Origin of the sequence: Streptomyces sp. SID1328 (assembly GCF_009865595.1) — a bacterium.
In the GTDB taxonomy this organism is placed as follows: Bacteria; Actinomycetota; Actinomycetes; order Streptomycetales; family Streptomycetaceae; genus Streptomyces; species Streptomyces griseoluteus.
On the sequence record NZ_WWKH01000861.1, the window covers coordinates 1 to 23,872 of the forward strand.

21 protein-coding genes and 6 tRNA genes are annotated in these 23,872 nt (G+C 70.4%); 9 read left to right on the plus strand and 18 right to left on the minus strand.

The window, feature by feature from the left end; genetic code table 11:
* Positions 1–91: 91 nt before the first annotated feature.
* The 7 genes from GT030_RS27715 to GT030_RS27745 all read right to left on the minus strand — a co-directional run bounded on the left by GT030_RS27715 (position 92) and on the right by GT030_RS27745 (position 4,502).
* Positions 92–706 (minus strand): response regulator transcription factor, encoded by a 615-nt coding sequence (locus GT030_RS27715; protein ID WP_161203429.1) that lies wholly within the window; start codon positions 704–706, stop codon positions 92–94.
* On the minus strand, positions 703–1,935 hold the full coding sequence (locus tag GT030_RS27720) for a histidine kinase (protein ID WP_161203430.1): 1,233 nt from the start codon (positions 1,933–1,935) through the stop codon (positions 703–705). The genes GT030_RS27715 and GT030_RS27720 overlap by 4 nt, the downstream gene beginning before the upstream one ends.
* A 17-nt stretch (positions 1,936–1,952) precedes the next feature.
* Complete coding sequence (locus GT030_RS27725) at positions 1,953–2,741, minus strand: ABC transporter permease (protein ID WP_161203431.1); 789 nt, start codon at positions 2,739–2,741, stop codon at positions 1,953–1,955.
* The gene (locus GT030_RS27730) at positions 2,738–3,676 is read right to left on the minus strand and encodes an ABC transporter ATP-binding protein (protein WP_161203432.1); all 939 of its coding nucleotides are present in this window, start codon (positions 3,674–3,676) and stop codon (positions 2,738–2,740) included. Before GT030_RS27730 ends, GT030_RS27725 begins: the two co-directional genes overlap by 4 nt.
* 127 nt (positions 3,677–3,803) lie before the next feature.
* Positions 3,804–3,876, minus strand: a tRNA-Gly gene (locus tag GT030_RS27735).
* A 79-nt stretch (positions 3,877–3,955) separates the two neighbouring features.
* Positions 3,956–4,027 (minus strand) — tRNA-Gly (locus tag GT030_RS27740).
* A 157-nt stretch (positions 4,028–4,184) separates the two neighbouring features.
* Entirely contained in the window at positions 4,185–4,502 is a 318-nt protein-coding gene (locus GT030_RS27745) for an Lsr2 family protein (RefSeq protein WP_030816899.1), read from the minus strand.
* A gap of 314 nt (positions 4,503–4,816) precedes the next feature.
* Between GT030_RS27745 and purS the strand changes: the two genes are divergently transcribed.
* From purS to purM, 7 genes are all read left to right on the plus strand, one after another.
* A complete protein-coding gene (gene purS, locus GT030_RS27750; protein WP_030816897.1) occupies positions 4,817–5,080 on the plus strand; it encodes a phosphoribosylformylglycinamidine synthase subunit PurS in 264 nt (87 codons plus the stop codon).
* Complete coding sequence (gene purQ, locus GT030_RS27755; protein WP_086692243.1) at positions 5,077–5,757, plus strand: phosphoribosylformylglycinamidine synthase subunit PurQ; 681 nt, start codon at positions 5,077–5,079, stop codon at positions 5,755–5,757. The genes purS and purQ overlap by 4 nt, the downstream gene beginning before the upstream one ends.
* Positions 5,754–8,030, plus strand: a complete 2,277-nt coding sequence (purL, locus tag GT030_RS27760; protein ID WP_161203433.1) for a phosphoribosylformylglycinamidine synthase subunit PurL — start codon at positions 5,754–5,756, stop codon at positions 8,028–8,030. Before purQ ends, purL begins: the two co-directional genes overlap by 4 nt.
* Positions 8,031–8,089: 59 nt before the next feature.
* Positions 8,090–8,845 (plus strand): sterol carrier family protein, encoded by a 756-nt coding sequence (locus GT030_RS27765; protein WP_161203434.1) that lies wholly within the window; start codon positions 8,090–8,092, stop codon positions 8,843–8,845.
* 58 nt (positions 8,846–8,903) lie between these two features.
* Positions 8,904–9,344: an META domain-containing protein gene (locus GT030_RS27770; protein ID WP_237522855.1), complete on the plus strand. Its 441-nt coding sequence runs from the start codon at positions 8,904–8,906 to the stop codon at positions 9,342–9,344.
* 200 nt (positions 9,345–9,544) lie between these two features.
* The gene (gene purF / locus GT030_RS27775) at positions 9,545–11,074 is read left to right on the plus strand and encodes an amidophosphoribosyltransferase (RefSeq protein WP_030816890.1); all 1,530 of its coding nucleotides are present in this window, start codon (positions 9,545–9,547) and stop codon (positions 11,072–11,074) included.
* A 42-nt stretch (positions 11,075–11,116) separates the two neighbouring features.
* The gene (gene purM, locus GT030_RS27780; RefSeq protein WP_161203436.1) at positions 11,117–12,187 is read left to right on the plus strand and encodes a phosphoribosylformylglycinamidine cyclo-ligase; all 1,071 of its coding nucleotides are present in this window, start codon (positions 11,117–11,119) and stop codon (positions 12,185–12,187) included.
* Positions 12,188–12,277: 90 nt separating this feature from the next.
* Here purM and GT030_RS27785 read toward each other — a convergent pair whose 3' ends face one another.
* Entirely contained in the window at positions 12,278–12,529 is a 252-nt protein-coding gene (locus GT030_RS27785; RefSeq protein ID WP_030816885.1) for a DUF3073 domain-containing protein, read from the minus strand.
* A gap of 345 nt (positions 12,530–12,874) precedes the next feature.
* On the minus strand, positions 12,875–13,969 hold the full coding sequence (locus GT030_RS27790; RefSeq protein ID WP_161203437.1) for a Glu/Leu/Phe/Val dehydrogenase dimerization domain-containing protein: 1,095 nt from the start codon (positions 13,967–13,969) through the stop codon (positions 12,875–12,877).
* Positions 13,970–14,216: 247 nt separating this feature from the next.
* On the opposite strand from GT030_RS27790, the gene GT030_RS27795 reads away from it, so the two are divergent.
* Complete coding sequence (locus tag GT030_RS27795) at positions 14,217–15,059, plus strand: hypothetical protein (protein ID WP_161203438.1); 843 nt, start codon at positions 14,217–14,219, stop codon at positions 15,057–15,059.
* A gap of 531 nt (positions 15,060–15,590) precedes the next feature.
* Positions 15,591–15,797, plus strand: a complete 207-nt coding sequence (bldC, locus tag GT030_RS27800) for a developmental transcriptional regulator BldC (protein WP_003949541.1) — start codon at positions 15,591–15,593, stop codon at positions 15,795–15,797.
* 441 nt (positions 15,798–16,238) lie between these two features.
* Here the strand turns inward: bldC and GT030_RS36805 are convergent, their stop codons facing one another.
* From GT030_RS36805 to GT030_RS27840, 9 genes are all read right to left on the minus strand, one after another.
* Positions 16,239–16,358 carry a DUF6274 family protein gene (locus GT030_RS36805; protein ID WP_237522856.1) on the minus strand — a complete coding sequence of 40 codons (120 nt, stop codon included), beginning with the start codon at positions 16,356–16,358 and terminating at the stop codon, positions 16,239–16,241.
* Between the two features lie 89 nt (positions 16,359–16,447).
* Positions 16,448–16,522, minus strand: a tRNA-Asp gene (locus GT030_RS27805).
* 95 nt (positions 16,523–16,617) lie between these two features.
* The gene (gene hrpA / locus GT030_RS27810; protein ID WP_161203439.1) at positions 16,618–20,562 is read right to left on the minus strand and encodes an ATP-dependent RNA helicase HrpA; all 3,945 of its coding nucleotides are present in this window, start codon (positions 20,560–20,562) and stop codon (positions 16,618–16,620) included.
* A gap of 79 nt (positions 20,563–20,641) precedes the next feature.
* Positions 20,642–20,980, minus strand: coding sequence for a hypothetical protein (locus GT030_RS27815; RefSeq protein ID WP_161203440.1), 339 nt, complete (start codon positions 20,978–20,980; stop codon positions 20,642–20,644).
* Between the two features lie 147 nt (positions 20,981–21,127).
* Positions 21,128–21,201, minus strand: a tRNA-Phe gene (locus tag GT030_RS27820).
* 24 nt (positions 21,202–21,225) lie between these two features.
* A tRNA-Asp gene (locus tag GT030_RS27825) sits at positions 21,226–21,300 on the minus strand.
* Positions 21,301–21,517: 217 nt separating this feature from the next.
* Positions 21,518–21,593 (minus strand) — tRNA-Glu (locus tag GT030_RS27830).
* Between the two features lie 113 nt (positions 21,594–21,706).
* On the minus strand, positions 21,707–23,209 hold the full coding sequence (locus GT030_RS27835) for a metallophosphoesterase (RefSeq protein ID WP_161203441.1): 1,503 nt from the start codon (positions 23,207–23,209) through the stop codon (positions 21,707–21,709).
* Positions 23,210–23,218: 9 nt separating this feature from the next.
* Complete coding sequence (locus tag GT030_RS27840; RefSeq protein WP_161203442.1) at positions 23,219–23,569, minus strand: metallopeptidase family protein; 351 nt, start codon at positions 23,567–23,569, stop codon at positions 23,219–23,221.
* Positions 23,570–23,872 lie beyond the last annotated feature (303 nt).

Genomic DNA, 23,872 nt, shown 5'->3' on the forward strand with positions numbered 1-23,872 from the left:
ACGACGAGGCTCGAACTCGCGACCTCAACCTTGGCAAGGTTGCGCTCTACCAACTGAGCTACGTCCGCAGTGCGCCGTGGCGCGGAGCCAACTATACCCAACCCCGGTCCCGTGCGAGACGCACCGCGGTGTGCCGGTTCTCCGCGCCCAGCTTGGTGACGGCCGAGGAGAGATAGTTCCGCACCGTCCCCTGTGACAGCGCGGCCCGCTCGGCGATCTCCGTGACCGGTGCCCCGTCCGCCGCCAGTTCCAGCACCTCGGCCTCCCGCGCGGTCAGCGGGGAGTCGCCGGCGGAGATCGCGTCGGCGGCCAACTCCGGGTCGATGTAGCGGCTTCCGGCATGCACGGTCCGGATGATCTCGGCGAGCCGCTCGGCACTGACCGTCTTCGGGACGAACCCGCGCACACCCGCCGCCAGCGCCCGTTTCAGATGCCCGGGGCGTCCGTGCCCGGTCACGATCAAGACCTGGCAGTCGGGCAGTTCGGTCCGCAGGGATGTGGCCACCCTCACACCGTCGGCGCCCGGCATCTGGAGATCCAGCACGGCCACGTCAGGCGTGTGCGCCCGGGCCATCGCCAGCGCCTCGGGCCCACTCGCCGCCTCCGCGACGACCAGCAGATCGTCCTCCAGCGAGAGCAGCGCGGCCAGCGCACCCCGGATCAGATGCTCGTCGTCGGCCAACAACAGTCGCACCGGCCCGTTCATACGGAAACCTGCCTCCTCGGCACCCGCGCCTCAACCCGAAACCGTCCCTCACCGACGGGTCCCGCCATCAGCGTGCCTTCGACGGCGGCGAGCCGCTCCCGCAGTCCGACCAGACCGGAGCCGTCGCCCTTCTCCGGTACTCCGGCGCCGTCGTTCTCCACCGTCAGCACCACATGTCCCTTCCGTGTCACCAGTTCCACCGCGCAGTGCCGCGCGTCCCCGTGCCGCAGCACATTGGTGGCCGCCTCGCGCACCACCCACGCCAGCGCGGACTGCACCGGAACCGGCAACGCCGCGTCCTCGGCTGTCACCTCGCACACGATTCCCGCAGCATCCAGCACGCCCTTGGCACCCGCGAGTTCGGCCCCGAGATCGGCCTCCCGGTAGCCGCGTACGACCTCCCGCACCTCGCGCTGCGACTCCTGCGCGATGCGCTGGATCTCAATCATCTGCTCCACCGCCTCCGGCCGTCCGCGCCGGGCCAACTGGACGGCCAGCTCGCTCTTGAGGGAGATCACCGAGAGGTTCCGGCCCAGCACGTCGTGCAGGTCCCGTCCGAACCGCAGCCGCTCCTCCGCGACGGCCAGCCGGGCTTCCACCTCCCGCCCCCGCTCGGCCTCCCAGAGCACGGAGAGGGTCCAGGCACCGCTGCGGCCGGCACCCACGGCCAACAGGAGGCCGAAGGCGGCCGCGAGACCGGCGCCCAGGATTCCGCCGCCGCCGTCAGGCTGGGCCAGCGCGGTCGTGGCGACCACCACGACGGTGACCACCACCATCCTGCGCAGATAGGACCGCACCGGCACCAGCAGCGCGTACGGCAGTCCGAACGGCGTCAGCGCCGCCCCAAGGGCCAGCCTGGCCGTCACCTCCTCGGCGCCGTCCACCGCCGCCAGTGCCACGATCAGCGCGAGGGAGAGGCCGAGCAGCACCCAGGAGCCCCACAGCACCGGACCGGGCTGCCCGGTGCGCCCGAGGTAGCGGTCGAGCGCGGGCCGGGTGAGGCGGTTGGCCTCCGTGCACTGGAGCACGGCCACGACGACAAGGGACGCGCCGAGCACGAGCGGCACCGGCCGGTGGCGCACTCCGCCGATCAGGGGCAGCAGCAGCCAGCTCACCGAGAGCAGCCACGGCATCATGTGCCACATGCCCAGGGTGGTCAGCTCGACCCGCTCCGCCTTGCTCCGTGCCCGCCAGTGCCGCTCGCGCAGCCCCCGTATCCGGCCCAGCATCCCGTCTCCCCCCGGTGTCAGCGGCGCGGTTCCCAGCGGAACCAGCGCCTCGCGGCGAACACTGCCACCACCGCCCAGGCCAGCGCGGTCGCCGTGGCGCCCAGTGCCTCGTACGCGCTGAGGTGTCCGGTCCAGCCGCCGCGGACCAGGCGGATCGCCGGGGAGAGCGGGAGGAGCTCGCAGACGTGGGCGAGCCGCCCCGGCATGGCCTCGGTCGGGAACATGATGCCGGAGCCGAGCATGGAGGCGAACACCACCGGCAGCGCGGTCACCTGAGCGCTCTCCGTGCTGCGGGTGAAGGACGCGGTCAGCGCGGCCAGGGCGGCGCTGGTGACCAGCCCGGCCAGCAGCCCGAGCAGCGCCAGGTGCGGCGCCTTCGGCGGGCCGAGATGCAGCAAGGCAGTGCAGCCGGCGCAGAGCAGCAGCGCCTGGGCGAGTCCGAGGGCCAGGGCCGGCAGGGCGGTGCCCGTGAGGATCTCGGGGTCGGAGAGCTCGCCGGTGCGCAGCCGCTTGAGGACGAGTTCCTCGCGGCGGGCGACATAGGCGTTGACGAGGGAGGCGTAGACGGCGAAGAGGAAGGTGAAGCCGACGGCCGCGGGCAGCATGACCGTGCCGACGCTCAGCCCGAGCTTCTCCAGCTCCAGTCGATCGATGGCCTGCCGTGCGGTGAGGGGCAGGGTGAGCGGCACGACCAGCGCCGTGAACACCACGCCCTTGTTGCGGCCGAGCAGGGTGAGTTCGGCGCGGGCCAGCGTGCCCAGCCGCCGGGCCGCTCCGTTTCCGATGGACAGTGCCGTGCCGCTCATGCCGCCGCCCCCCGCTCCCCGGCGATCTCGAGGAACGCCTCCTCCAGTGATGCCGACCGCATGTCCAGGCCGTGCAACTCGACCCCGGCCCGCTCCGCCCAGGCCAGCACGCCGGTGGCCGACCGCTGGAGCTCGCGGGTGCTGAGGCGGACGTCCCGGCCGCTGAACTCATGTGCACAGCAGCCGAGTTGGGCCAGTGGAGGCAGGTCGCCGGGGAAGTACCCCTCGGGCAGCCGGAAGGAGATGCTGGCCGGGCGGTCCGCGGTGACCTCGGCCGGGGTGCCGGAGACCGCGATGCGGCCCTCGTGCAGGATCGCCAGCCGGTCGGCCAGGTCCTCCGCCTCTTCCAGATAGTGCGTGGTGAGCAGCACGGTCGTGCCGGTGTCGCGCAGCGAGCGCACCAACTCCCAGGTGTCCCGGCGGCCCTCGGCGTCCAGTCCGGTGGTGGGCTCGTCGAGGAACAGCACCTCGGGGTCGCCGAGCAGGGCGAGCGCCAGGTCGAGGCGCCGCCGCTCGCCGCCGGAAAGCTGCTTGATCCGTACGCCGGTCCGTCCGGTCAGGCCGACACGCTCCAGCGCCTGCGCCCCGGGCCGGGCGCCGCTGGTGCAGCCCGCCCACATGCGGACGGTCTCGGCGACGGTGAGGTCGGAGGGGAAGCCACCCTCCTGGAGCATCACACCGGTGCGGGGACGTACGGCAGCCCGCTCGGCGAAGGGGTCGTGGCCGAGGACCTTCACCCGGCCCCCGGCCGGAGCCGCGAGGCCCTCCAGCAGTTCGACGGTGGAGGTCTTGCCGGCGCCGTTGGTGCCGAGCAGGGCGAAGATCTCGGCGTGGGCCACGGAGAAGGTGATGCCGCGCACGGCCTCGAAACCGTCGCCGTAGACTCGCCGCAGATCGGTGACCTCGATCACAGGGTCCTGTGGGGTGCTGTCCATGGCACCAGCGTCCCGGCGGTCCGGCCTGGCCGGCAGTGCGTGGTGTCATCGGGTGCCATGACAAATGTCAGAGCGCACGAGGGCACACAAAAAGGCCCCGGTCCGAAGACCGGGGCCCTTTTCACTGAGCGGACGACGAGGCTCGAACTCGCGACCTCAACCTTGGCAAGGTTGCGCTCTACCAACTGAGCTACGTCCGCACTGCTCCCGACCGGCTCCCACCGATCGGTGCGAGCACCAGCCTACCTGATCCAAAAGGATGGTCATGACCGGTGCCAGAGCGGGTGACAGGAATCGCACACTGCGCCTCCCCCCTGGAAGGGGGGTGTTCTACTACTGAACTACACCCGCACGGTCCGTGGGTTTCGGCCTTTCGGCCTTGCCCCTCGGCGTGAGCCAGACATTAGCCGATCAGCAGGGGGGTTGCGCAAGTCGGTTCCCTGCGGCGCCAGGTGAACGAGTCTCAGGGCCCGTGGGTCCAGGCCCTGAGGGTGAAGGCCGTACGGGCTCAGCGGGCCTCGCTGAACGCCTCGTAGACCTTCTTGGGGATGCGGCCGCGGGCGGGCACGTCCATCTTGTTCGCCTGGGCCCAGGCGCGGATGGCCGACGGGTCGGGGGCGACCTCGGTCTGCCGGTACGCCTTGCCGGACCGGGCGCGCTTGCGGCCGGCCTCCACGTAGGGCGCGAGCGCCTTGCGCAGTTTCTTGGCGTTGGTTTCGTTCAGGTCGATCTCGTACGACTTGCCGTCGAGTCCGAAGGCGATCGTTTCCGCCGCTTCCGAGCCGTCGATGTCGTCGAAGAGCGTGACCACGACCTTTTGCGCCACGGATATCGGTCCCTTCGTGCGGCACGTCGGTACCGGTGTCGAGCCGGCAATGACGTGCCGAGTATCGGCTATTCCCAATTCATTTGTACAGTGCGCGCCAATGAAATGGGAAGCCCTACTGAATACCTCCGCGTGTCCGGACTCAATAGGCATCACCAGTGGCCCGCAGAACTTTCCCAGAAATTTTCACCGGGGTCGGTGTTCGACACCCGATCGTGATGCGGGTCACGTAGAAACCTCCAACTCTACCCGCGTAGAAATTTTGTACGGGTAGTCTGAAGGAACCTGCTCAGCACCACACACCGGGAGTGCCAGTGGCACGCGTCGTAGTCGACGTCATGCTCAAGCCGGAGATCCTCGACCCCCAGGGCCAGGCGGTCCAGCGTGCGCTGCCGCGCCTGGGTTTCACGGGGATCTCGGACGTCCGTCAGGGAAAGCGATTCGAGCTGGAAGTAGAGGGGCCGGTCGACGAGGCCGCGCTCGCCCGCATCCATGATCTGGCGGAATCCTTCCTCGCCAACACCGTGATCGAAGACTTCACCGTGAAGGTGGAGGAAGTAGCGGGGGCCGCCGAGTGACCGCTCGTATTGGTGTCGTCACATTTCCGGGAAGTCTCGACGACCGTGACACCCGGCGCGCGATCACCCTCGCCGGCGCCGAACCCGTGGCCCTCTGGCACAAGGACAAGGACCTCAAGCAGGTCGACGCCGTGGTGCTGCCGGGCGGTTTCTCCTACGGCGACTATCTGCGCGCCGGGGCGATCTCCCGCTTCTCGCCGGTGATGGAGTCGGTCATCGAGCAGGCGAAGGCCGGCCTTCCGGTCCTCGGTATCTGCAACGGCTTCCAGGTCCTCACCGAGGCGCACCTGCTGCCCGGCGGGATGCTCGGCAACGACCACCTCCACTTCATCTGCCGCGACCAGAAGCTGCGGGTGGAGAACGCGGGGACGGCCTGGACCGGCGACTACCGCCAGGGCCAGGAGATCCACATCCCGCTGAAGAACATGGACGGCCGGTACGTCGCCGACGAGTACACGCTCGACAAGCTGGAGGCGGAGGGCCGGGTCGTCTTCCGCTACCTGGACGTCAACCCCAACGGCTCGCTGCGCGACATCGCCGGCATCACCAACGAGGCCGGGAACGTGGTCGGCCTCATGCCGCACCCCGAGCACGCCGTCGAGCCGCTGATCGGAACCGGCCGCACCGACGGCCTCCCGTTCTTCACCTCGATCCTGAAGAAGCTGGTCAACGCATGAGCCGGACGCCTCTGGACACGGTCGACAACGCGGCCGCGACCCCCGACGTCGAGCTGCCCTGGGCCGAACTGGGCCTGAAGAAGGACGAGTACGAGCGCGTGGTCGAGATCCTCGGCCGCCGCCCGACCGGCGCCGAACTCGCCATGTACTCGGTCATGTGGTCCGAGCACTGCTCGTACAAGTCCTCCAAGGTCCACCTGCGCCAGTTCGGCGAGAAGGCGCCCCAGTCGGACGCCATGCTCGTCGGCATCGGTGAGAACGCCGGTGTGGTGGACGTCGGCCAGGGCTACGCGGTCACCTTCAAGGTCGAGTCGCACAACCACCCCTCCTACGTCGAGCCCTACCAGGGCGCGGCCACGGGCGTCGGCGGCATCGTCCGCGACATCATCGCCATGGGCGCCCGCCCGGTCGCGGTCGTGGACCCGCTGCGCTTCGGCGCCGCGGACCACCCCGACACCAAGCGCGTGCTGCCCGGCGTGGTCGCCGGCATCGGCGGCTACGGCAACTGCCTGGGCCTGCCCAACATCGGCGGCGAGGTCGTCTTCGACGCCTGCTACCAGGGCAACCCGCTGGTCAACGCCGGGGCCATCGGCGTCATGCGGCACGAGGACATCCACCTGGCCAAGGCGTCCGGCGCCGGCAACAAGGTCATCCTGTACGGCGCCCGCACCGGCGGCGACGGCATCGGCGGCGCGTCGATCCTCGCCTCGGAGACCTTCGACGACGCCAAGCCCTCCAAGCGCCCCGCGGTGCAGGTCGGCGACCCCTTCCAGGAGAAGCTCCTCATCGAGTGCACCCTGGAGGCGTTCCAGGAGAAGCTGGTCGTCGGCATCCAGGACCTCGGCGCGGCGGGCCTGTCCTGCGCGACGAGCGAGCTGGCCTCCAACGGCTCCGGCGGCATGCGCGTCACCCTGGACGACGTACCGCTGCGCGACTCCACGCTCTCGCCCGAGGAGATCCTCATGAGCGAGTCGCAGGAGCGCATGTGCGCGGTGGTCGAGCCGGAGAAGGTCGACCGCTTCCTGGAGATCTGCGAGAAGTGGGACGTCATCGCCACCGTCATCGGTGAGGTCACCGACGGCGACCGGCTGGAGATCTTCTGGCACGGCGGCAAGATCGTCGACGTCGACCCGCGCACGGTCGCCCACGACGGCCCGGTCTACGAGCGTCCCTACGCCCGCCCCGACTGGCAGGACGCCCTCCAGGCCGACGACGCGAACAAGCTGCCCCGTCCGGCCACCGCCGAGGAGCTGCGCGAGCAGGTCCTGAAGCTGGTCGCGTCGCCCAACCAGGCGTCGAAGAAGTGGATCACCTCGCAGTACGACCACTTCGTCCAGGGCAACACCGTCCTCGCCCAGCCGGAGGACTCCGGCATGATCCGCGTGGACGCGGAGACCGGTCTCGGCGTCGCCATCGCCACCGACGGCAACGGCCGCTACGCCAAGCTCGACCCGTACACCGGCGCGCAGCTCGCGCTGGCCGAGGCGTACCGGAACGTGGCGACGACCGGTGCCAAGCCGCTCGCCGTCTCCGACTGCCTGAACTTCGGCTCGCCCGAGGACCCGGCCGTGATGTGGCAGTTCGCGGAGGCCGTGCGCGGTCTGGCGGACGGCTGTCTCCAGCTCGGCACCCCGGTGACCGGCGGCAACGTCTCGCTGTACAACCAGACCGGCGAGGCCGCCATCCACCCGACCCCGGTGGTCGCGGTCCTCGGCGTCATCGACGACGTGGCCCGGCGCACCCCGGTCGCCTTCCAGGAGGAGGGCCAGCTCCTCTACCTGCTGGGCGACACCTCCGAGGAGTTCGGCGGCTCGGCCTGGTCCCAGGTCGTCCACGACCACCTCGGCGGGCTGCCCCCGAAGGTCGACCTGGAGCGGGAGCGGCTGCTGGCCGAGATCCTGATCTCGGCCTCCCGCGACGGCATGATCGACTCCGCGCACGACCTCTCCGACGGCGGTCTGATCCAGGCCGTGGTCGAGTCGGCGCTGCTCGGGGAGAAGGGCGCGCGGCTGATCGTCCCGGACGGTCTGGACGCGTTCACCTTCCTCCTCTCGGAGTCGGCGGGCCGCGCGCTCGTCGCCGTACCGCGCTCGGAGGAGCTGCGCTTCACCGACATGTGCGGCGCGCGGGGCCTCCCGGCCACGCGTATCGGTGTCGTCGATGGTGCTGTGTCTGATTCGAACGCAGTGATCGACATCCAGGGCGAGTTCACCCTCTCCCTGGCCGAGCTGCGCGAGGCGCACGAGAACACCATCCCGGCGCTGCTGGCGTGACGACCGCGGACGGCCCCTGCCCCACCCGGGCGGGGGCCGTCCCGGCATAGGGTCGCTCCATGCCTCCGGCCAAGAAGCGTGCCCGCAAGTACGACCCCCTCCGGACCCGTGCCGCCGTGCTCGCGCAGCTCGGCGCGGTGCGGGAGGCCGTGGAGGGGCTCGATCCCGGTCAACTGGCCCTGCCCACGCGGCGGGAGGGGACGACCGTGGGGGAGCTGGCCGAGCAGGCCGCCGCGTCCGTCGTCGCCGTGCGGCAGGCGGTGGAGCGGCCGGCGCAGTTCAAGCAGACGTTGCCGCTCGCGGAGTGGCCGCTGCGCAGAGCCGTCGCCTTGACCCCCGTGCCGCTCGGTCTCGGCGCCGCCGAGGACGATCTGCGGGCCCTGCTGGCCGACCATCCGGGCAGCCCGCTGGTGGACACCGGTGCCGGGGTGCTGCCGCTCAACGAGTACCTGGTCACCCGTGCCGTCGAGCTGGTCCTCGCGGCCGATGACCTGTCCGGCGCGGTGCCCGGACTCGAGGTGCCGCTGGACCGGCACGCCCTGGCCGCCGCGACCCGGCTGCTCGCCGACGCCCTCGCCGTGAAGGCGCCCGGCGGCTCCACCGAGGTGCGGGTGCCGCCGTACGCGGTGGTGCAGTGCGTCGAGGGGCTGAGGCACACCCGGGGGACACCGCCCAACGTGGTCGAGACCGGCCCGCTCACCTGGGTCCGCCTCGCCACCGGGCGCCTGGCCTGGGCGGACGCCGTCGCGCGGGCCGAGGTGAGCGCGAGCGGGGAGCGCGCCGACCTCTCCGGGCTGCTGCCACTCGGCGGATAGCGGGGAACCCCGGCCCCGCCGCGCACGTCGGAGGGGTATGGACCGGCACACGCAGCGCATGACACTGACCGTGGCCGCCGCGCTCGTACCGCTCGCGGTGGCCTGTGGGAACGACACCGTCGACACCGGCAGCGGCTCGGTGGCCCCGCCCCCGAAGCTCACCGGCACCGACTGGCGGGTGGACAGCGTCACCGAGGGCGACACCACGCACCGCGCCCCCGCGGCCGCCCGCATCCGCTTCGACGACGAGGGCCGGGCGACCGGCAATCTCGGCTGCAACACCTTCTCCGCGCCCACCACCATCGACGGCGGCCGGATCGACTTCGGAGCCCTGCGCACGACCCGCATGGCCTGCGACGAACCCCGGATGACCTTCGAACGCGCGCTGACCCGCGCCCTCAACTCCGGTGCCCTGACCGCCCGTACCGACGACGGCGCGCTCACCCTCACCACCGGAGGGGGCGCGCGCGTCCAGCTCACGCCGAGCGCGGCCGAATGATGTGCGACAACTCACTCAGGACGGCCTCCCGAGGCCCCCGGAGCGCTCACCTGAGCCGCAGCGGCCCCTGACCCGACGCGCGGTCACCGCTCTGACCTGCACAAACGCAGAATCAGCCAAAGTGATCGCGAGTCCGGGTTCGGCGGGGGCCACATATCCCCAATTCGGCCCAGCGGTCGGCCTCGCCTACACTCGGGAACGTGCCACGTGGTGACGGTCGACTCAATCACGATCTGCTTCCCGGCGAAAAAGGCCCCCAGGACGCTTGCGGCGTCTTCGGTGTCTGGGCGCCGGGTGAAGAGGTCGCAAAGCTCACGTACTTCGGGCTCTACGCCCTCCAGCACCGGGGTCAGGAATCCGCGGGAATCGCGGTCAGCAATGGCTCCCAGATCCTCGTCTTCAAGGACATGGGCCTGGTCTCCCAGGTCTTCGACGAAACCTCACTCGGTTCGCTCCAGGGTCATATCGCGGTCGGTCACGCCCGCTACTCGACCACCGGCGCCTCCGTGTGGGAGAACGCCCAGCCGACGTTCCGTGCCACCGCGCACGGTTCCATCGCGCTCGGCCACAACGGCAACCTGGTCAACACCGCCCAGCTGGCGGAGATGGTCGCCGACCTGCCCAAGGACACCAACGGCCGCTCCACCCGGGTCGCGGCCACCAACGACACCGACCTGCTGACGGCACTCCTCGCCGCGCAGGTCGACGAGGACGGCAAGCCGCTGACCATCGAGGAGGCCGCCCACGCGGTGCTCCCCAAGGTCAAGGGCGCCTTCAGCCTCGTCTTCATGGACGAGCACACCCTCTACGCCGCCCGTGACCCGCAGGGCATCCGCCCGCTGGTCCTCGGCCGGCTGGAGCGCGGCTGGGTGGTCGCCTCCGAGTCCGCCGCGCTCGACATCTGCGGCGCGTCCTACGTCCGGGAGATCGAGCCGGGCGAGTTCATCGCCATCGACGAGAACGGTCTGCGCACCTCCCGGTTCGCGGAAGCGAAGCCCAAGGGCTGCGTCTTCGAGTACGTGTACCTGGCCCGCCCGGACACCGACATCGCCGGCCGGAACGTGTATCTGTCCCGCGTCGAGATGGGCCGCCGCCTGGCCAAGGAGGCGCCCGCCGAGGCCGACCTGGTCATAGCGACGCCGGAGTCCGGCACCCCGGCCGCGATCGGGTACGCCGAGGCGTCCGGCATCCCCTTCGGCAACGGTCTGGTGAAGAACGCCTACGTCGGCCGGACCTTCATCCAGCCCTCGCAGACGATCCGCCAGCTCGGCATCCGGCTGAAGCTGAACCCGCTCAAGGAAGTCATCAAGGGCAAGCGCCTGGTCGTCGTGGACGACTCCATCGTGCGCGGCAACACCCAGCGGGCCCTGGTCCGCATGCTGCGCGAGGCGGGCGCCGCCGAGGTCCACATCCGGATCTCCTCGCCCCCGGTGAAGTGGCCCTGCTTCTTCGGCATCGACTTCGCCACCCGTGCCGAGCTGATCGCCAACGGAATGACGATCGAGGAGATCGGCACCAGCCTGGGCGCCGACTCGCTCGCCTACATCTCCCTCGACGGCATGATCGAGGCGACCACCATCGCCAAGCCGGACCTGTGCCGCGCCTGCTTCGACGGTGAGTACCCGATGGACCTGCCCGACCCCGAGCTGCTCGGCAAGCAGCTGCTGGAGACCGAGCTGGCGGCCGGGCCCGCCACCACCGCCGCGGCCGACGCCATCCGGCGTCCCTGAGCTGCGCCGTCCGAGCCGTACGACAGGAAAGTTCTCTCAAGCATGTCCTCTGAGACCACGGGCGCCAGCTACGCGAGCGCGGGCGTCGACATCGAGGCGGGCGACCGCGCCGTCGAGCTGATGAAGGAGTGGGTGAAGAAGACCCGCCGTCCCGAGGTCCTCGGCGGCATCGGCGGCTTCGCCGGCCTCTTCGACGCCTCCGCCCTCAAGCGCTACGAGCGCCCGCTGCTGGCCTCCGCCACGGACGGGGTCGGCACCAAGGTCGACATCGCGCGCCGCCTCGGCGTCTACGACACCATCGGGCACGACCTGGTCGCCATGGTCATGGACGACATCGTGGTGTGCGGCGCCGAGCCGCTGTTCATGACCGACTACATCTGTGTCGGCAAGGTCCACCCCGAGCGGGTCGCCGCGATCGTCAAGGGCATCGCGGAGGGCTGTGTGCTCGCCGGGTGCGCCCTGGTGGGCGGCGAGACCGCCGAGCACCCGGGTCTGCTCGGCCCGGACGACTTCGACGTGGCCGGCGCCGGCACCGGCGTGGTGGAGGCCGACCGGCTGCTGGGCCCCGACCGCATCCGCTCCGGTGACGTGGTGATCGCCATGGCGTCCTCCGGGCTTCACTCCAACGGGTACTCCCTGGTCCGCCACGTCCTGCTGGAGCGGGCCGGGCTGGCGCTGGAGAGCGAGGTCGCGGAGCTGGGCCGGACGCTCGGCGAGGAGCTGCTGGAGCCCACGAAGATCTACTCCCTGGACTGCCTGGCGCTGACCCGCACCACCGAGGTGCACGCCTTCTCGCACATCACCGGCGGCGGACTCGCGGCCAACCTGGCCCGCGTGATCCCGGACGGGCTGTACGCCACCGTGGACCGCTCCACCTGGACGCCGGGCCCGGTCTTCGACCTGGTCGGCCGGAGCGGCGACGTGGCCCGGCTGGAGCTGGAGAAGACGCTGAACATGGGCGTCGGCATGATGGCCGTCGTCCCGGCGGAGTCCACGGAGGCGGCGCTGACCACGCTGGCCGACCGGGGTGTCGAGGCCTGGGTGGCCGGCACGATCGCCGAGCGCGGCGAGCAGGAGAGCGCCGCCGGGCTCGTCGGCGACTACGCGGTCTAGCGCGGCCGCCGGCCGGTTGCCGGACAGCACAGAAGCCGGTCGGTGGCAGTGCCACCGACCGGTCTTCCGCTGTTCATGCTCAGTGCAAGGTCAAGCGCCGCGACGGTGCTGTGAGGGACCGTCGTCCTCGTCCTCGTCGTCGTCCTCATAGAGGTCGGCGTAACGGGAGTAGAGGTCTTCCTCGTCGTCCTCATCGTCTTCGAACGGCTCGCTGTTCGGCGGCTGGTTCGAAGTCGATGCGCCCAGTTCACTGGCCAGACGCGACAGATCAGTCCCACCGCTGTTGTACTTCAGCTGGCGGGCGACCTTCGTCTGCTTGGCCTTGGCCCGGCCGCGCCCCATGGCTCGACCCCCTCGGTGACGGGGCTCAACGGCCCCAGAGTCTGACACGCGTTCATGATCCGAAACGGACTCCCCGCAGAGAGGCCGGTCCGTAGGGCTTCCACGGTACCTGAGCCCGCGCCCATACGGTACGTCGCCCGCAGCACGCGCGTGTGCACAGGACCCGCGAGGAGCCCTGTCCTCGCTGGTCAATGGCGATTTTAACCACTTATCGGGGTACGACCCGCCGACGGAAGTGACAGTTCTCTCCAAGTTGCCCCCGGCGGGTACCGCCGGGGGCCCCAGGGTGCCCACCCGCACGCGGGCGGGACAAGATCGCCGGGTTCGCGTTCCCCGGCGTGTCGGTCAGCGCGGGGCGCGCGCGTCGGCCATCCGCTGCTCGGCGATCCGGTCGGCCGCGGCGGCCGGCGGAACCCCGTCCGACTTCGCACGTGCGAAGATCGCCAATGTCGTGTCGAAGATCTTCGCCGCCTTCACCCGGCACCGCTCGAAGTCGAACCCGTGCAGCTCGTCGGCGACCTGGATGACCCCGCCCGCGTTCACCACGTAGTCCGGCGCGTAGAGGATGCCCCGGTCCTGGAGGTCCTTCTCCACGCCGGGGTGGGCGAGCTGGTTGTTGGCCGCGCCGCACACCACCGACGCGGTGAGCACCGGGACCGTGTGGTCGTCCAGCGCCCCGCCGAGCGCGCAGGGGGCGTAGATGTCGAGCCCCTCCAGCCGGATCAGCGCCTCGGTGTCCGCGACCCGGCGCACGGCGGGGTGGGCCTCGGTGATCCGGTCCACGGCCTCACCGCGGACGTCTGTCACCACGACCTGCGCGCCCTCCGCGAGCAGATGCCCGACCAGATGCCGGCCGACCTTGCCGACGCCCGCGATGCCGACCACCCGGTCCCGCAGCGAGGGGTCGCCCCACAGGTGCTGGGCGGAGGCGCGCATGCCCTGGTAGACGCCGAAGGCGGTGAGCACCGAGGAGTCACCGGCGCCGCCCTGCTCGGGGGAGCGGCCGGTGGTCCAGCGGCACTCGCGGGCCACCACGTCCATGTCGGCGACATAGGTGCCGACGTCGCACGCGGTGACGTAGCGGCCGCCGAGCGAGGCGACCATGCGGCCGTAGGCGAGCAGCAGCTCCTCCGTGCGGTCCCGCGCGGGGTCACCGATGATCACGGCCTTGCCGCCGCCGTGGTCGAGCCCGGCCATGGCGTTCTTGTACGACATCCCGCGCGCGAGCTGGAGCGCGTCGGCCACGGCCGCCGCCTCGTTCGGGTACGGGTGGAAACGGGTGCCGCCGAGCGCGGGGCCCAGCGCGGTGGAGTGGATGGCGATGACGGCCTTCAGGCCGGTGGCGCGGTCCTGGCAGAGCACGACCTGCTCATGGCCGCCCTGGTCCGAGTGGAACAGGGTGTGCAGGACATCTGCGGTGACGCCGGTTACCTCGGTCACTGTGGTGACTCCTGTGCAAGAAGCGGCGGGCGGGGCCGAAGCCCCTGGGGGTTCCCCCACACTTTTGGTGGCGGGGGAGGCGGCGGGGTGCTGCCACGCGGCGGTTGGGCCGCACGGCTGAGAGTAGAGCCTGCGCCCGACCCACGACCGGCCTCCGCCGAGGATCACCCGCAGGTGCGACGCCCCGGCGGTGGCGTGGCACGATTTGCAGTGGTTTCGAGGTGACCCCGACGGGGAGGGAGCAGGCGTGGCCAAGGTGTCCTCGGTGGTCGTCCCCTACGCCGCCTACCTGCGCGTGTACGAGCCGCTGGCCGCCTTCCCGGAGCCGGAGCGCGATCACTGGGCCCGCTACGCCCGCCGCGCGGACCGCCCCACCTACCAGGACGAGCTGCGCCGCTCGCTGGCCGACCTGCTGCCCACCCCGCCCGTCGCGGTGCCGGTGCACGAGAGCGCCGACGCGTTCGTGCTGGAGCGGGACGGCGTGGTCTGCGTCTGCCCCTGGCGCACCCGGCTGCGCGGCTGGCAGGCGCTGGCGGGCCTGGGCGAGGAGCTGCCCACCCCGGTGCTGGACGCGGTGCTGCCGCCCCTGGTGCGCGACCAGGCGGCCCAGGACTACGAGCGCTGGCTGGAGCGCAATCCCGAGGCGCGCCCCTGGATTCGCGGGGCGACCTGGCAGATCCCGCTGAACTGGTTCGTCCTGGTCGCCGACGAGGAGCGCCGCTTCGAGCCGCGCAGCGGCGAGACCCCGGCCCTGCTGCGCTACCGCACGCCGATGGTGCAGGCCCGGCGCCGGGTGGCGCGGGCGCTGCGCACGCTCCAGGACACCGTGGGGGAGAGCCCGCTGATCGACGGCGTGCTGGACGTCGGCCGCTGGCTGGAGGAGTTCCACCCGCGTTCGGTGGTGGAGCTGGACTACGGCGGCCTGGTGCACGCGGTGCCGGGCGGGACGCTGGAGGAGGACCACTCGGCGGCGGACGTGGCCGCCGGCATCGACGCGCTGCGCCGGGGCGACGAGAGTGCCGCGACCCACGCCTACACCCGTCTGGCGACCCGCTGGCGATCGATCCGGGACCTGCGCTCGGCGAACTGAGCCGGTCCGGGGTGACGCACGTCACGGTCGAAATGGGCTCGAACAGCGTACGGTCTACGGAACTTGGACCGTTTGACGGGGCGTTGGCCTCGAACCGGGCTTTTGCCTCATTGGGTGATGGACGGCACTTACACGGCCCTTGCGTCTCTTGCCGCTCCTCGTGCCAAAATAGGACAAGGAGTCCGGGGAGGACTCTGTCTGCCCATCTGTGCTCCACTATGGGCGGATTCTCCGCATTGCTAGCTTTGGGGGGTCTTGTGACTCCCGAGCGCCATGTGACTGATCGTCACGTCGGCGTGACTGTCCGCTATGGCATGGTCCATCGGCTTCCGTCGTGGATGAACACCTGGGAGGGCAATTCCATCGGTTTGGCCGACGCGGCTGGACAGATGGTGTAGTTGTAGTGCCGAGGACAAGCCGTTCGTCCTATAACCGACTCGACTCGCGTCCGCCATTTCGGGCAACGCGGGTCAAGGTGCAGAATTTAGAGGAATGAACCGAGAAGGTTCGGTTCTCCCGAGGAGGCCGCTCATGACCGCTCGCACCCCTGATGCCGAGCCGCTGCTGACCCCGGCTGAGGTCGCCACCATGTTCCGTGTCGACCCCAAGACGGTCACGCGGTGGGCGAAGGCCGGCAAGCTCACGTCGATCCGCACGCTCGGCGGGCATCGCCGCTACCGCGAGGCGGAGGTCCGCGCCCTGCTCGCGGGCATCCCGCAGCAGCGCAGCGAGGCATAACAACTGAACAACCGGGCAAAACGGCCGGCCCCCCAACCGGCCGAAGCGCCCGAACCCTAGCTCCACAACGACGCGGGCCTGCCCCAACAGGCCCCATGCCCACGCCGGACGAACTCCGGAGGCACGTGGCACCGAGTGCGTCATAGGTCGCGCTGGACTCCGCCGGGTCCAGCGCGATCTTTTTTGTGCGCTCACGGGCGCCCGCCGGCCCCCGGTGTGAGCGGCCTTGTCGGAGTCTGGGGAGGGCTGTGGGAAGTGCCCCGCACCTGCGCCGGGAGCCCGGCGGGCCACCCTTGGGGAGAGTGCAATTGCACATATTAAATCGACCTGTTGTAGGGCAGCGGTAAAAACCTGGGTTTCAAAAACTCATGCCGTGACACCCGTCACATGCGAAGACGCTTGTTGTCCCCTGTACGGGTGCGCTATTGACGCTCTCCTGTCTCACCGCCCCCTGAGGGAGCGGGTGTTGGGGCAGCGGCCGGTGCGGCGCCGGCGAGGCGAGGCGGCCGTCAGGTGCGCCCTCAGGGGCGCCCGCGCCTCGTGCCGGGCCGATGCCGCCATGCGCCATCTCCGCAGGCCGTACAGGGCGCCTGCGGGTGCCGGGAACGGCGGAAGGGCCCCCGGAAATCCGGGGGCCCTTCTCCTTGCTGCGGTCCTGACGGGATTTGAACCCGCGGCCTCCACCTTGACAGGGTGGCGAGCACTCCAAACTGCTCCACAGGACCATCTGGTGCGGCGCTTCACTTCTGCGTTGCGCTGCGAGAAGGACTGTACAGGAGTCCGGGTGCCCGGGTCGAACTCACCCGGTGCGACCGTGCGGTTACGGTACGGCGGCGTCGATCGCCTTCACGATCCGCTTGTCGGAGATGGCGTACGCGGTGCCCAGCGCGTGGGCGAAATAGCTGACCCGCAGCTCCTCCAGCATCCAGCGGATGTCCAGCACCTGCCGGGGGACGGGCCGGCCCTGGGGGAGCTGCTCCAGCAGCCAGGCGTACTCGTCCCGCATCTCGTGGACCTTCTGCATCCGGGTGGTGTCCCGCTGGACGTTGCCCGGCATCTGCTGCAGACGCCGGTCGGCGGCCACCAGGTAGCGCATCAGGTCCGGCAGCCGCGCGATCCCCGCCCAGGTCACGAAGCCGGGCTTCACCAGCGCGTCCAACTGCTGCCGTACGTCGGTGAGGTTGGCCAGCAGCGCGGGGCTGGAGACGGCCTTCAGGCGCCGTTCGCACGCCTGCCAGGCGGCCAGCACCTGCTGCACCTGGCCCACCGCACGCACGGTGGTGTCCACGATGTCGGCCCGCACCTTGTCGTAGAGCTTCCGGTACGACTCCTCGTCCCACACCGGACCGCCGAAGTCCGCGATCAGCTTGTCGGCCGCCGCCATCGCGCAGTCGTCGAACAGCGCCTGCACCGAGCCGTGCGGATTGGCGGAGAGGGCGAGCTTCTGCGCGTTGGTCAGCTTCTCGGAGGCGAACTTCGCCGGGTTCACCGGGATGTTGCGCAGGATCAGCCGGCGTACGCCCTTCCACATCGCCTCGGCCTGCTCCTCCTCGGTGTCGAAGAGGCGGACCGAGACGGTGTCGCCGTCGTCCACCAGCGCCGGGTACGCCTTCACCGGCTGCCCGGCCCGGCGGGTCTCGAAGACCCGGCTGAGGGTGCCGATCGACCAGTCGGTCAGGCCCGAGCGCTCCAGCGAGGGCCCGCCCTGCCGGGACGCGGTGGCGGCGGCCGCCTGCGAGATCGCCTTGCGGGCCTTCGGACGCAGCTGGAGCTTGAGCGCCTCCAGATCCTTGTCCTCGGCCAGCTTGCGGCGCCGCTCGTCCACGATCCGGAAGGTGACCTTCAGGTGGTCCGGCACCTTCGCCCAGTCGAAGTCCTCGGCGTCGAAGGGCACGCCCACCATGCGCTTCAGCTCACGCGCCATGGTCGTCGCCAGCGGCTCCTGGAGGGGAACCGCCCGCTCCAGGAACTTCTTGGCGTAGTTGGGCGCCGGGACGTAGTTGCGGCGGATCGGCTTGGGCAGCGAGCGGATCAGTTCGGTGACGACGTCCTCGCGCAGCCCCGGGATCTGCCAGTCGAAGCCCTCGTCGGTGACCTGGTTGAGCACCTGGAGCGGGATGTGCACGGTGACACCGTCGGCGTCCGCGCCCGGCTCGAACTGGTAGGTCACCCGGAACTTCAGCTCGCCCTGGCGCCAACTGTCGGGATAGTCGGCCTTGGTGACCGCCTCCGCCGACTCCCGGATGAGCATCTCCCGCTCGAAGTCCAGGTATTCCGGCTGCTCCTGCCGCTTCCGCTTCCACCAGGAGTCGAAGTGGGCGCCGGAGACGACGTGTTCGGGCACCCGCTGGTCGTAGAAGTCGAACAGCGTCTCGTCGTCCACGACGATGTCCCGGCGCCGTGCCCGGTGCTCCAGCTCCTCGACCTCGCTGAGCAGCTTGCGGTTGTCGGCGAAGAACTTGTGGTGGGTGCGCCAGTCGCCCTCGACGAGGGCGTTGCGGATGAACAGCTCGCGGGAGACCTCGGGGTCGATCCGCCCGTAGTTCACCTTGCGCTGGGCGACGATCGGCACGCCGTACAGCGTCACCTTCTCGTACGCCATCACGGCCGCCTGGTCCTTCTCCCAGTGCGGTTCGCTGTACGTGCGCTTCAGCAGGTGGCCGGCGAGCGGCTCGACCCACTCGGGCTCGATCCTGGCGTTGACGCGGGCCCAGAGGCGGGAGGTCTCCACCAGCTCGGCGGACATCAGGAACTTGGGCTGCTTCTTGAACAGCGAGGAGCCGGGGAACACCGCGAACTTGGCGTTGCGGGCGCCCAGGTACTCGTTCTTGTTGCCGTCCTTCACGTCCTTCATCCCGACGTGGGAGAGCAGTCCCGCGAGGAGGGAGACATGGATGCGGTCGGCGGGGGCGTCGTCCTCGTTGAGATGGATGTCCATCTGCTTGGCGACCGTGCGGAGCTGGAGGTAGATGTCCTGCCACTCGCGCACCCGCAGGAAGTTCAGGTACTCCTGCTTGCACATCCGGCGGAACGAGGAGGAGCCGCGCTCCTTCTGCTGCTCGCGCAGATACCGCCACAGGTTGAGGTAGGCCAGGAAGTCGCTGGTCTCGTCGCGGAAGCGGGCGTGCTGCTGGTCTGCCTGGGTCTGCTTGTCGGCCGGGCGCTCCCGCGGATCCTGGATGGACAGGGCGGCGGCGATGACCATGACCTCGCGGACACAGCCGTTCTTCGCGGCCTCCAGCACCATCCGGGCCAGGCGCGGGTCGACCGGCAACTGGGCGAGCTTGCGGCCGGTGTCGGTGAGCCGCTTGCGCGGGTCCTTCTGCGCCGGGTCGAGCGCGTGCAGCTCCTGGAGCAGCTGGACACCGTCGCGGATGTTGCGGTGGTCCGGCGGGTCGATGAAGGGGAACTTCTCGATGTCGCCGAGGCCGGCCGCGGTCATCTGGAGGATGACGGAGGCGAGGTTGGTGCGCAGGATCTCGGCGTCGGTGAACTCCGGCCGGGCGAGGAAGTCGTCCTCGGAGTACAGCCGGATGCAGATGCCGTCGGAGGTACGGCCGCAGCGGCCCTTGCGCTGGTTGGCGCTGGCCTGCGAGACCGGCTCGATGGGCAGCCGCTGGACCTTGGTGAGGTGGCTGTAGCGGCTGATCCGGGCGAAGCCGGGGTCGATCACGTACTTGATGCCGGGCACGGTCAGCGAGGTCTCGGCGACATTCGTCGCCAGCACGATCCGGCGCCCGGTGTGCTGCTGGAAGACCCGGTGCTGCTCGGCGTGCGAGAGCCGCGCGTACAGCGGGAGCACCTCGGTCGAGCGGTACTTCTTCTTCTCCAGCGCGTCCGCGGTGTCCCGGATCTCCCGCTCGCCGGAGAGGAAGACGAGGACGTCGCCGGGACCCTCGGCCATCAGTTCCTCGACGGCGTCGGTGATCGCGGTGATCTGGTCCCGGTCGGCGTCGGAGGAGTCCTCCTCCAGCAGCGGCCGGTAGCGCACCTCCACCGGGTACGTCCGCCCGCTGACCTCGATGATCGGTGCGTCCCCGAAGTGCCGGGAGAACCGCTCCGGGTCGATGGTCGCCGAGGTGATGACGACCTTCAGGTCCGGCCGCTTCGGCAGCAACTGCGCGAGGTAGCCCAGCAGGAAGTCGATGTTGAGGGACCGCTCGTGGGCCTCGTCGATGATGATCGTGTCGTAGGCACGCAGCTCGCGGTCGTTCTGGATCTCCGCCAGCAGGATGCCGTCGGTCATCAGCTTGATGAAGGTGGCGTCCGGGTTCACCTGGTCGGTGAAGCGGACCTTCCAGCCGACGGTCTCGCCGAGCGGGGTGTGCAGCTCGTCGGCGACGCGCTCCGCGACGGTACGGGCGGCGATCCGGCGGGGCTGGGTGTGCCCGATCATCCCGCGCAGGCCCCGGCCCAGCTCCACGCAGATCTTGGGGATCTGCGTGGTCTTCCCGGAGCCAGTCTCACCGGCCACGATGACGACCTGATGATCGCGGATGGCGGCCGCGATCTCGTCCTTCTTCTGGCTGACCGGAAGCTGCTGGGGATAGCTGACCGAGGGCACGCGGGAGCGCCGTTCGGCCATCCGGGAGGCGGCCTTGTCGACCTCGCCCTCCAGCTCGGCCAGCACGGCGGCACGCGCCTCCGACTTACGGATCTTGCGTGCGCCTTCGAGCCTGCGCCCGAGCCGGTGCGCGTCACGCAGCGACAGCTCGGTCAGACGGGAGGCGAGAGACCCCAAGGCGGGGGCGGGATGCGTAGACATACGCGATCCAGGATCTCACCTCGGGGAAATTGCGCGCGAATGAATTGACGCGGGGTGCCTCCGCGCAGGTGGCCGGGGGTCAGCAGGAGTTCAGGCCGAGCCGGAAGCCCGACTTGTAACCGTTCTTGAATCCCTGCTGGTAGTCACGGCGCGGGTCCTTCAGCGAGGTGCCCTTCCCGTCGTGGTGGTCACCGTGGTGATGGCAGTGCCGGCCGTCGCGGTACCCGGACTTGAACCCGTCCCGGAACCCGCGCTGGTAGTCCCCTTGCGAGGTGGGCGCCTTGGCCGTCGTACTGACGTGGGACGGAGCGGGCGCCGCCGAGGCTGCCTGCTGGAAGCCGATCGGAGCGAGGACGACGCCGGCGGCCATGAAGACCGAACACAGGGCAGCCGTCCGCTTTCTGTTCGTGGCGGGCATGGAACGCCCCCTTGGGTGATTTCCCCACGAAACGATGCTTTTTCACTCTAGTCCCGCGCTACTCACCTGCAACCGCGCTCACAGGGGCCCGGAAACGCAAGAACCCCCTCCAGAGATGGAGGGGGTTCGGCCCGGATCGGGCGGTTGTGGCTGGGGCCGGGGTCGAACCGGCGACCTATCGCTTTTCAGGCGATCGCTCGTACCAACTGAGCTACCCAGCCACGAGGTTTCACGTGAAACCTCAGCGGTCCTGACGGGATTTGAACCCGCGGCCTCCACCTTGACAGGGTGGCGAGCACTCCAAACTGCTCCACAGGACCAGGCGCTGTACGACAGTGTCGCACAAGGTTGCGGGCCTTCCCAACGCGTTTCCCACCGGGGTGAGGTGCGCATCTGCTGGGCTGACGTCGCTGGAGAAGCGTATCAGAGCAGGGGCGGTGCTCCGTACCGCGCTTTTCGGCGGCGAGCGGGGCCCGGACGTGGGGAAACACGAAGGCCCGCCCTGGATCAGGGCGGGCCTTCATGACAAGTCCGCTGTGGTGCCCCCAACGGGATTCGAACCCGTGCTACCGCCTTGAAAGGGCGGCGTCCTAGGCCGCTAGACGATGAGGGCTATCGGCCCGCCTGGGCGCCGCATCGCGGCGCGTCGGGGACGTGTGCAGCATAGGGGATCGTGAGCGGTATGGGCAAAACCCTTCGCCGCTGCACGGGCGCCGGGCCGGGGATTCAGCGCTGCACCAGATGCCGGCTGACCTCGGCCGTGGTCCGCCCGAGCCCGCCCAGCTTGATCGCGTCCCATGCCTGGAGCCGGCGGCTGTCCCGGTCCAGATAGAGCACCGACGCCTCGATCGGTGCCGGGTACTGGCCCTCCACCGCGCGCAGTCCGCTGCCGCCGGTCGAGCCCTCGCGGCGCAGCCGGGTGCCCAGCGGGAGGACCTTGGTGCCTTGGGTGTGCAGATGCCCGCAGAGCACCAGCGGCACCGTGCCGTCGGTCTCGGCGGCGGCCACCGGCTCGTGCGCCACCGCGATGTCCACCGGGGTGCCCTTGGCCTTCTGGTCCCGCAGCGCCGAGGCGAGCCGGGCGCCCGCGAGCCGTTCCGCCGCGTCACCTCCGGTCGCCCGGGAGCGGTCGGGGGTGAACTGGGGGTCGCCGGTGCCCGCGAAGCGCACCCCGGCGATCGTCTCGGCCTCGCCCTCGTCCAGCACGTGCGCGTTCTTGATGCCCTCCAGATAGCGCTGGGTGGCCCGCGAGTCGTGGTTGCCCCTGACCCAGACGTACGGCACGCCCAGGTCCTTCACCGGGTCGAGGAAGCCGTTCTCCGCCGAGGTGCCGTGGTCCATGGTGTCGCCGGAATCGACGATCACGTCCACCTTGTACTGGTCCACCAGCGATCCGATGATCTTCCACGCGGCCGGGTTGAGGTGGATGTCGGAGACGTGCAGGACCCGGATCGTGGAGGGGTCGGGCTGGTAGGCGGGGAGCGTGGAAGCGACGTCGTACAGCTTGGTCACGTTGGTCACCAGGCGGGCCAGCTCCTGCTGGTAGACGTCGAAGTCGGTGACGATGCTGCGGGCGTTGCCCACCACGGACGGCGCCGAGGAGAGCAGGCCGGAGAACTTGGGCTCCAGTACCGACTTCGGATTCCAGGTGGCCCACGCCGACACCCCGGAGGCCGCGAGCAGCGCCAGGGCGAGCCCGCCGGCCGCCAGCGCGGGGCGCGGGCGGCGGTAGACGGCGAGGCCGAGCGCGGTCGCGCCGGTGACGACGGCCACGCACGAGCGCACCGCGAGGTCGAGCGTGCCGCGCTCGACGTCACGGGCCACCTCGTCCTGGAGCCCGGACAGCCGCTCGGGGTGGTCGACCAGCGCCTGCGCGCGTCCCGGGTCGAGCTGGTCCACGTCGACGTCCAGCCGGACGGGCGCGACATGGCTGTCCAGGGTCAGCGCGCCGAGCGGGGAGACGTTGACCTTGGTGCCGCCGCTGAGCGAGGGCCGCAGGGCCATGGTGGTGTCCATCGGGCCGACCGGGGTCCGTACGCTGCCGACGATCAGCAGGCCCAGCCAGGCCCCGAGGAGCACGACACCCATCAGGCCCAACGCCCTCAGCCACCGGCGGCTGCCCGTCCGGCGCGGCAGATGCCACCACTTCCGGTCGCGGGGCGGGTCCGGGACGGATGTGACGGGGACTTGGGGCATTGGTGCCGTATGCCCGTACGAGCGCCCGGACATGCGGGGTGGTCAGCCCCAGCCCAGCTCGTGCAGCCGGGCGTCCTCGATGCCGAAGTGGTGGGCGACCTCGTGGATGACGGTGACGGCCACCTCGTGGACGACCTCCTCGGCGGTCCCGCAGTACCGCAGGGTTGGGCCCATGTAGATGCTGATGCGGTCCGGGAGGACCCCGGCGTACCACTCGCCGCGCTCGGTGAGCGGGGTGCCCTCGTAGAGGCCGAGCAGTTCGGGGTCGTCGGCGGAGGGTTCGTCCTCCACGAAGACGGCCACGTTGTCCATGACCCGCGTCAGTTCCGGCGGGATCCGGTCCAGGGCCTCGCTCACCAGCTCTTCGAACCTGTCGCGTGTCATCTCCAGCACACCGCCATTGTCGGCCAGGCACGCCCGGCGCGGGGCGTGAACGCGCGGTCCGCCGCGCTTCGGCCGGCCGGGGCGGTGGCGTGTCCTCCCGCGTGCGGCGGGAGCCGGCCGGTGCGGTGGCGTGTCCTCCTGCGTACGGCGGGAGTTGGGCAGGGCGTTCCCGATTCCCCGCTGTCGGAGGTGGCCGTCGTGCGCCGCTTGTACGTACCCGTCCGTCTGGCCGTCGCGGTGCTGGCCGCGGCCGCCGCCTCCGGCTGTGTGCACGTCGGTGACGACGCGGGCCCCCGCCGCACCCCGCACTCC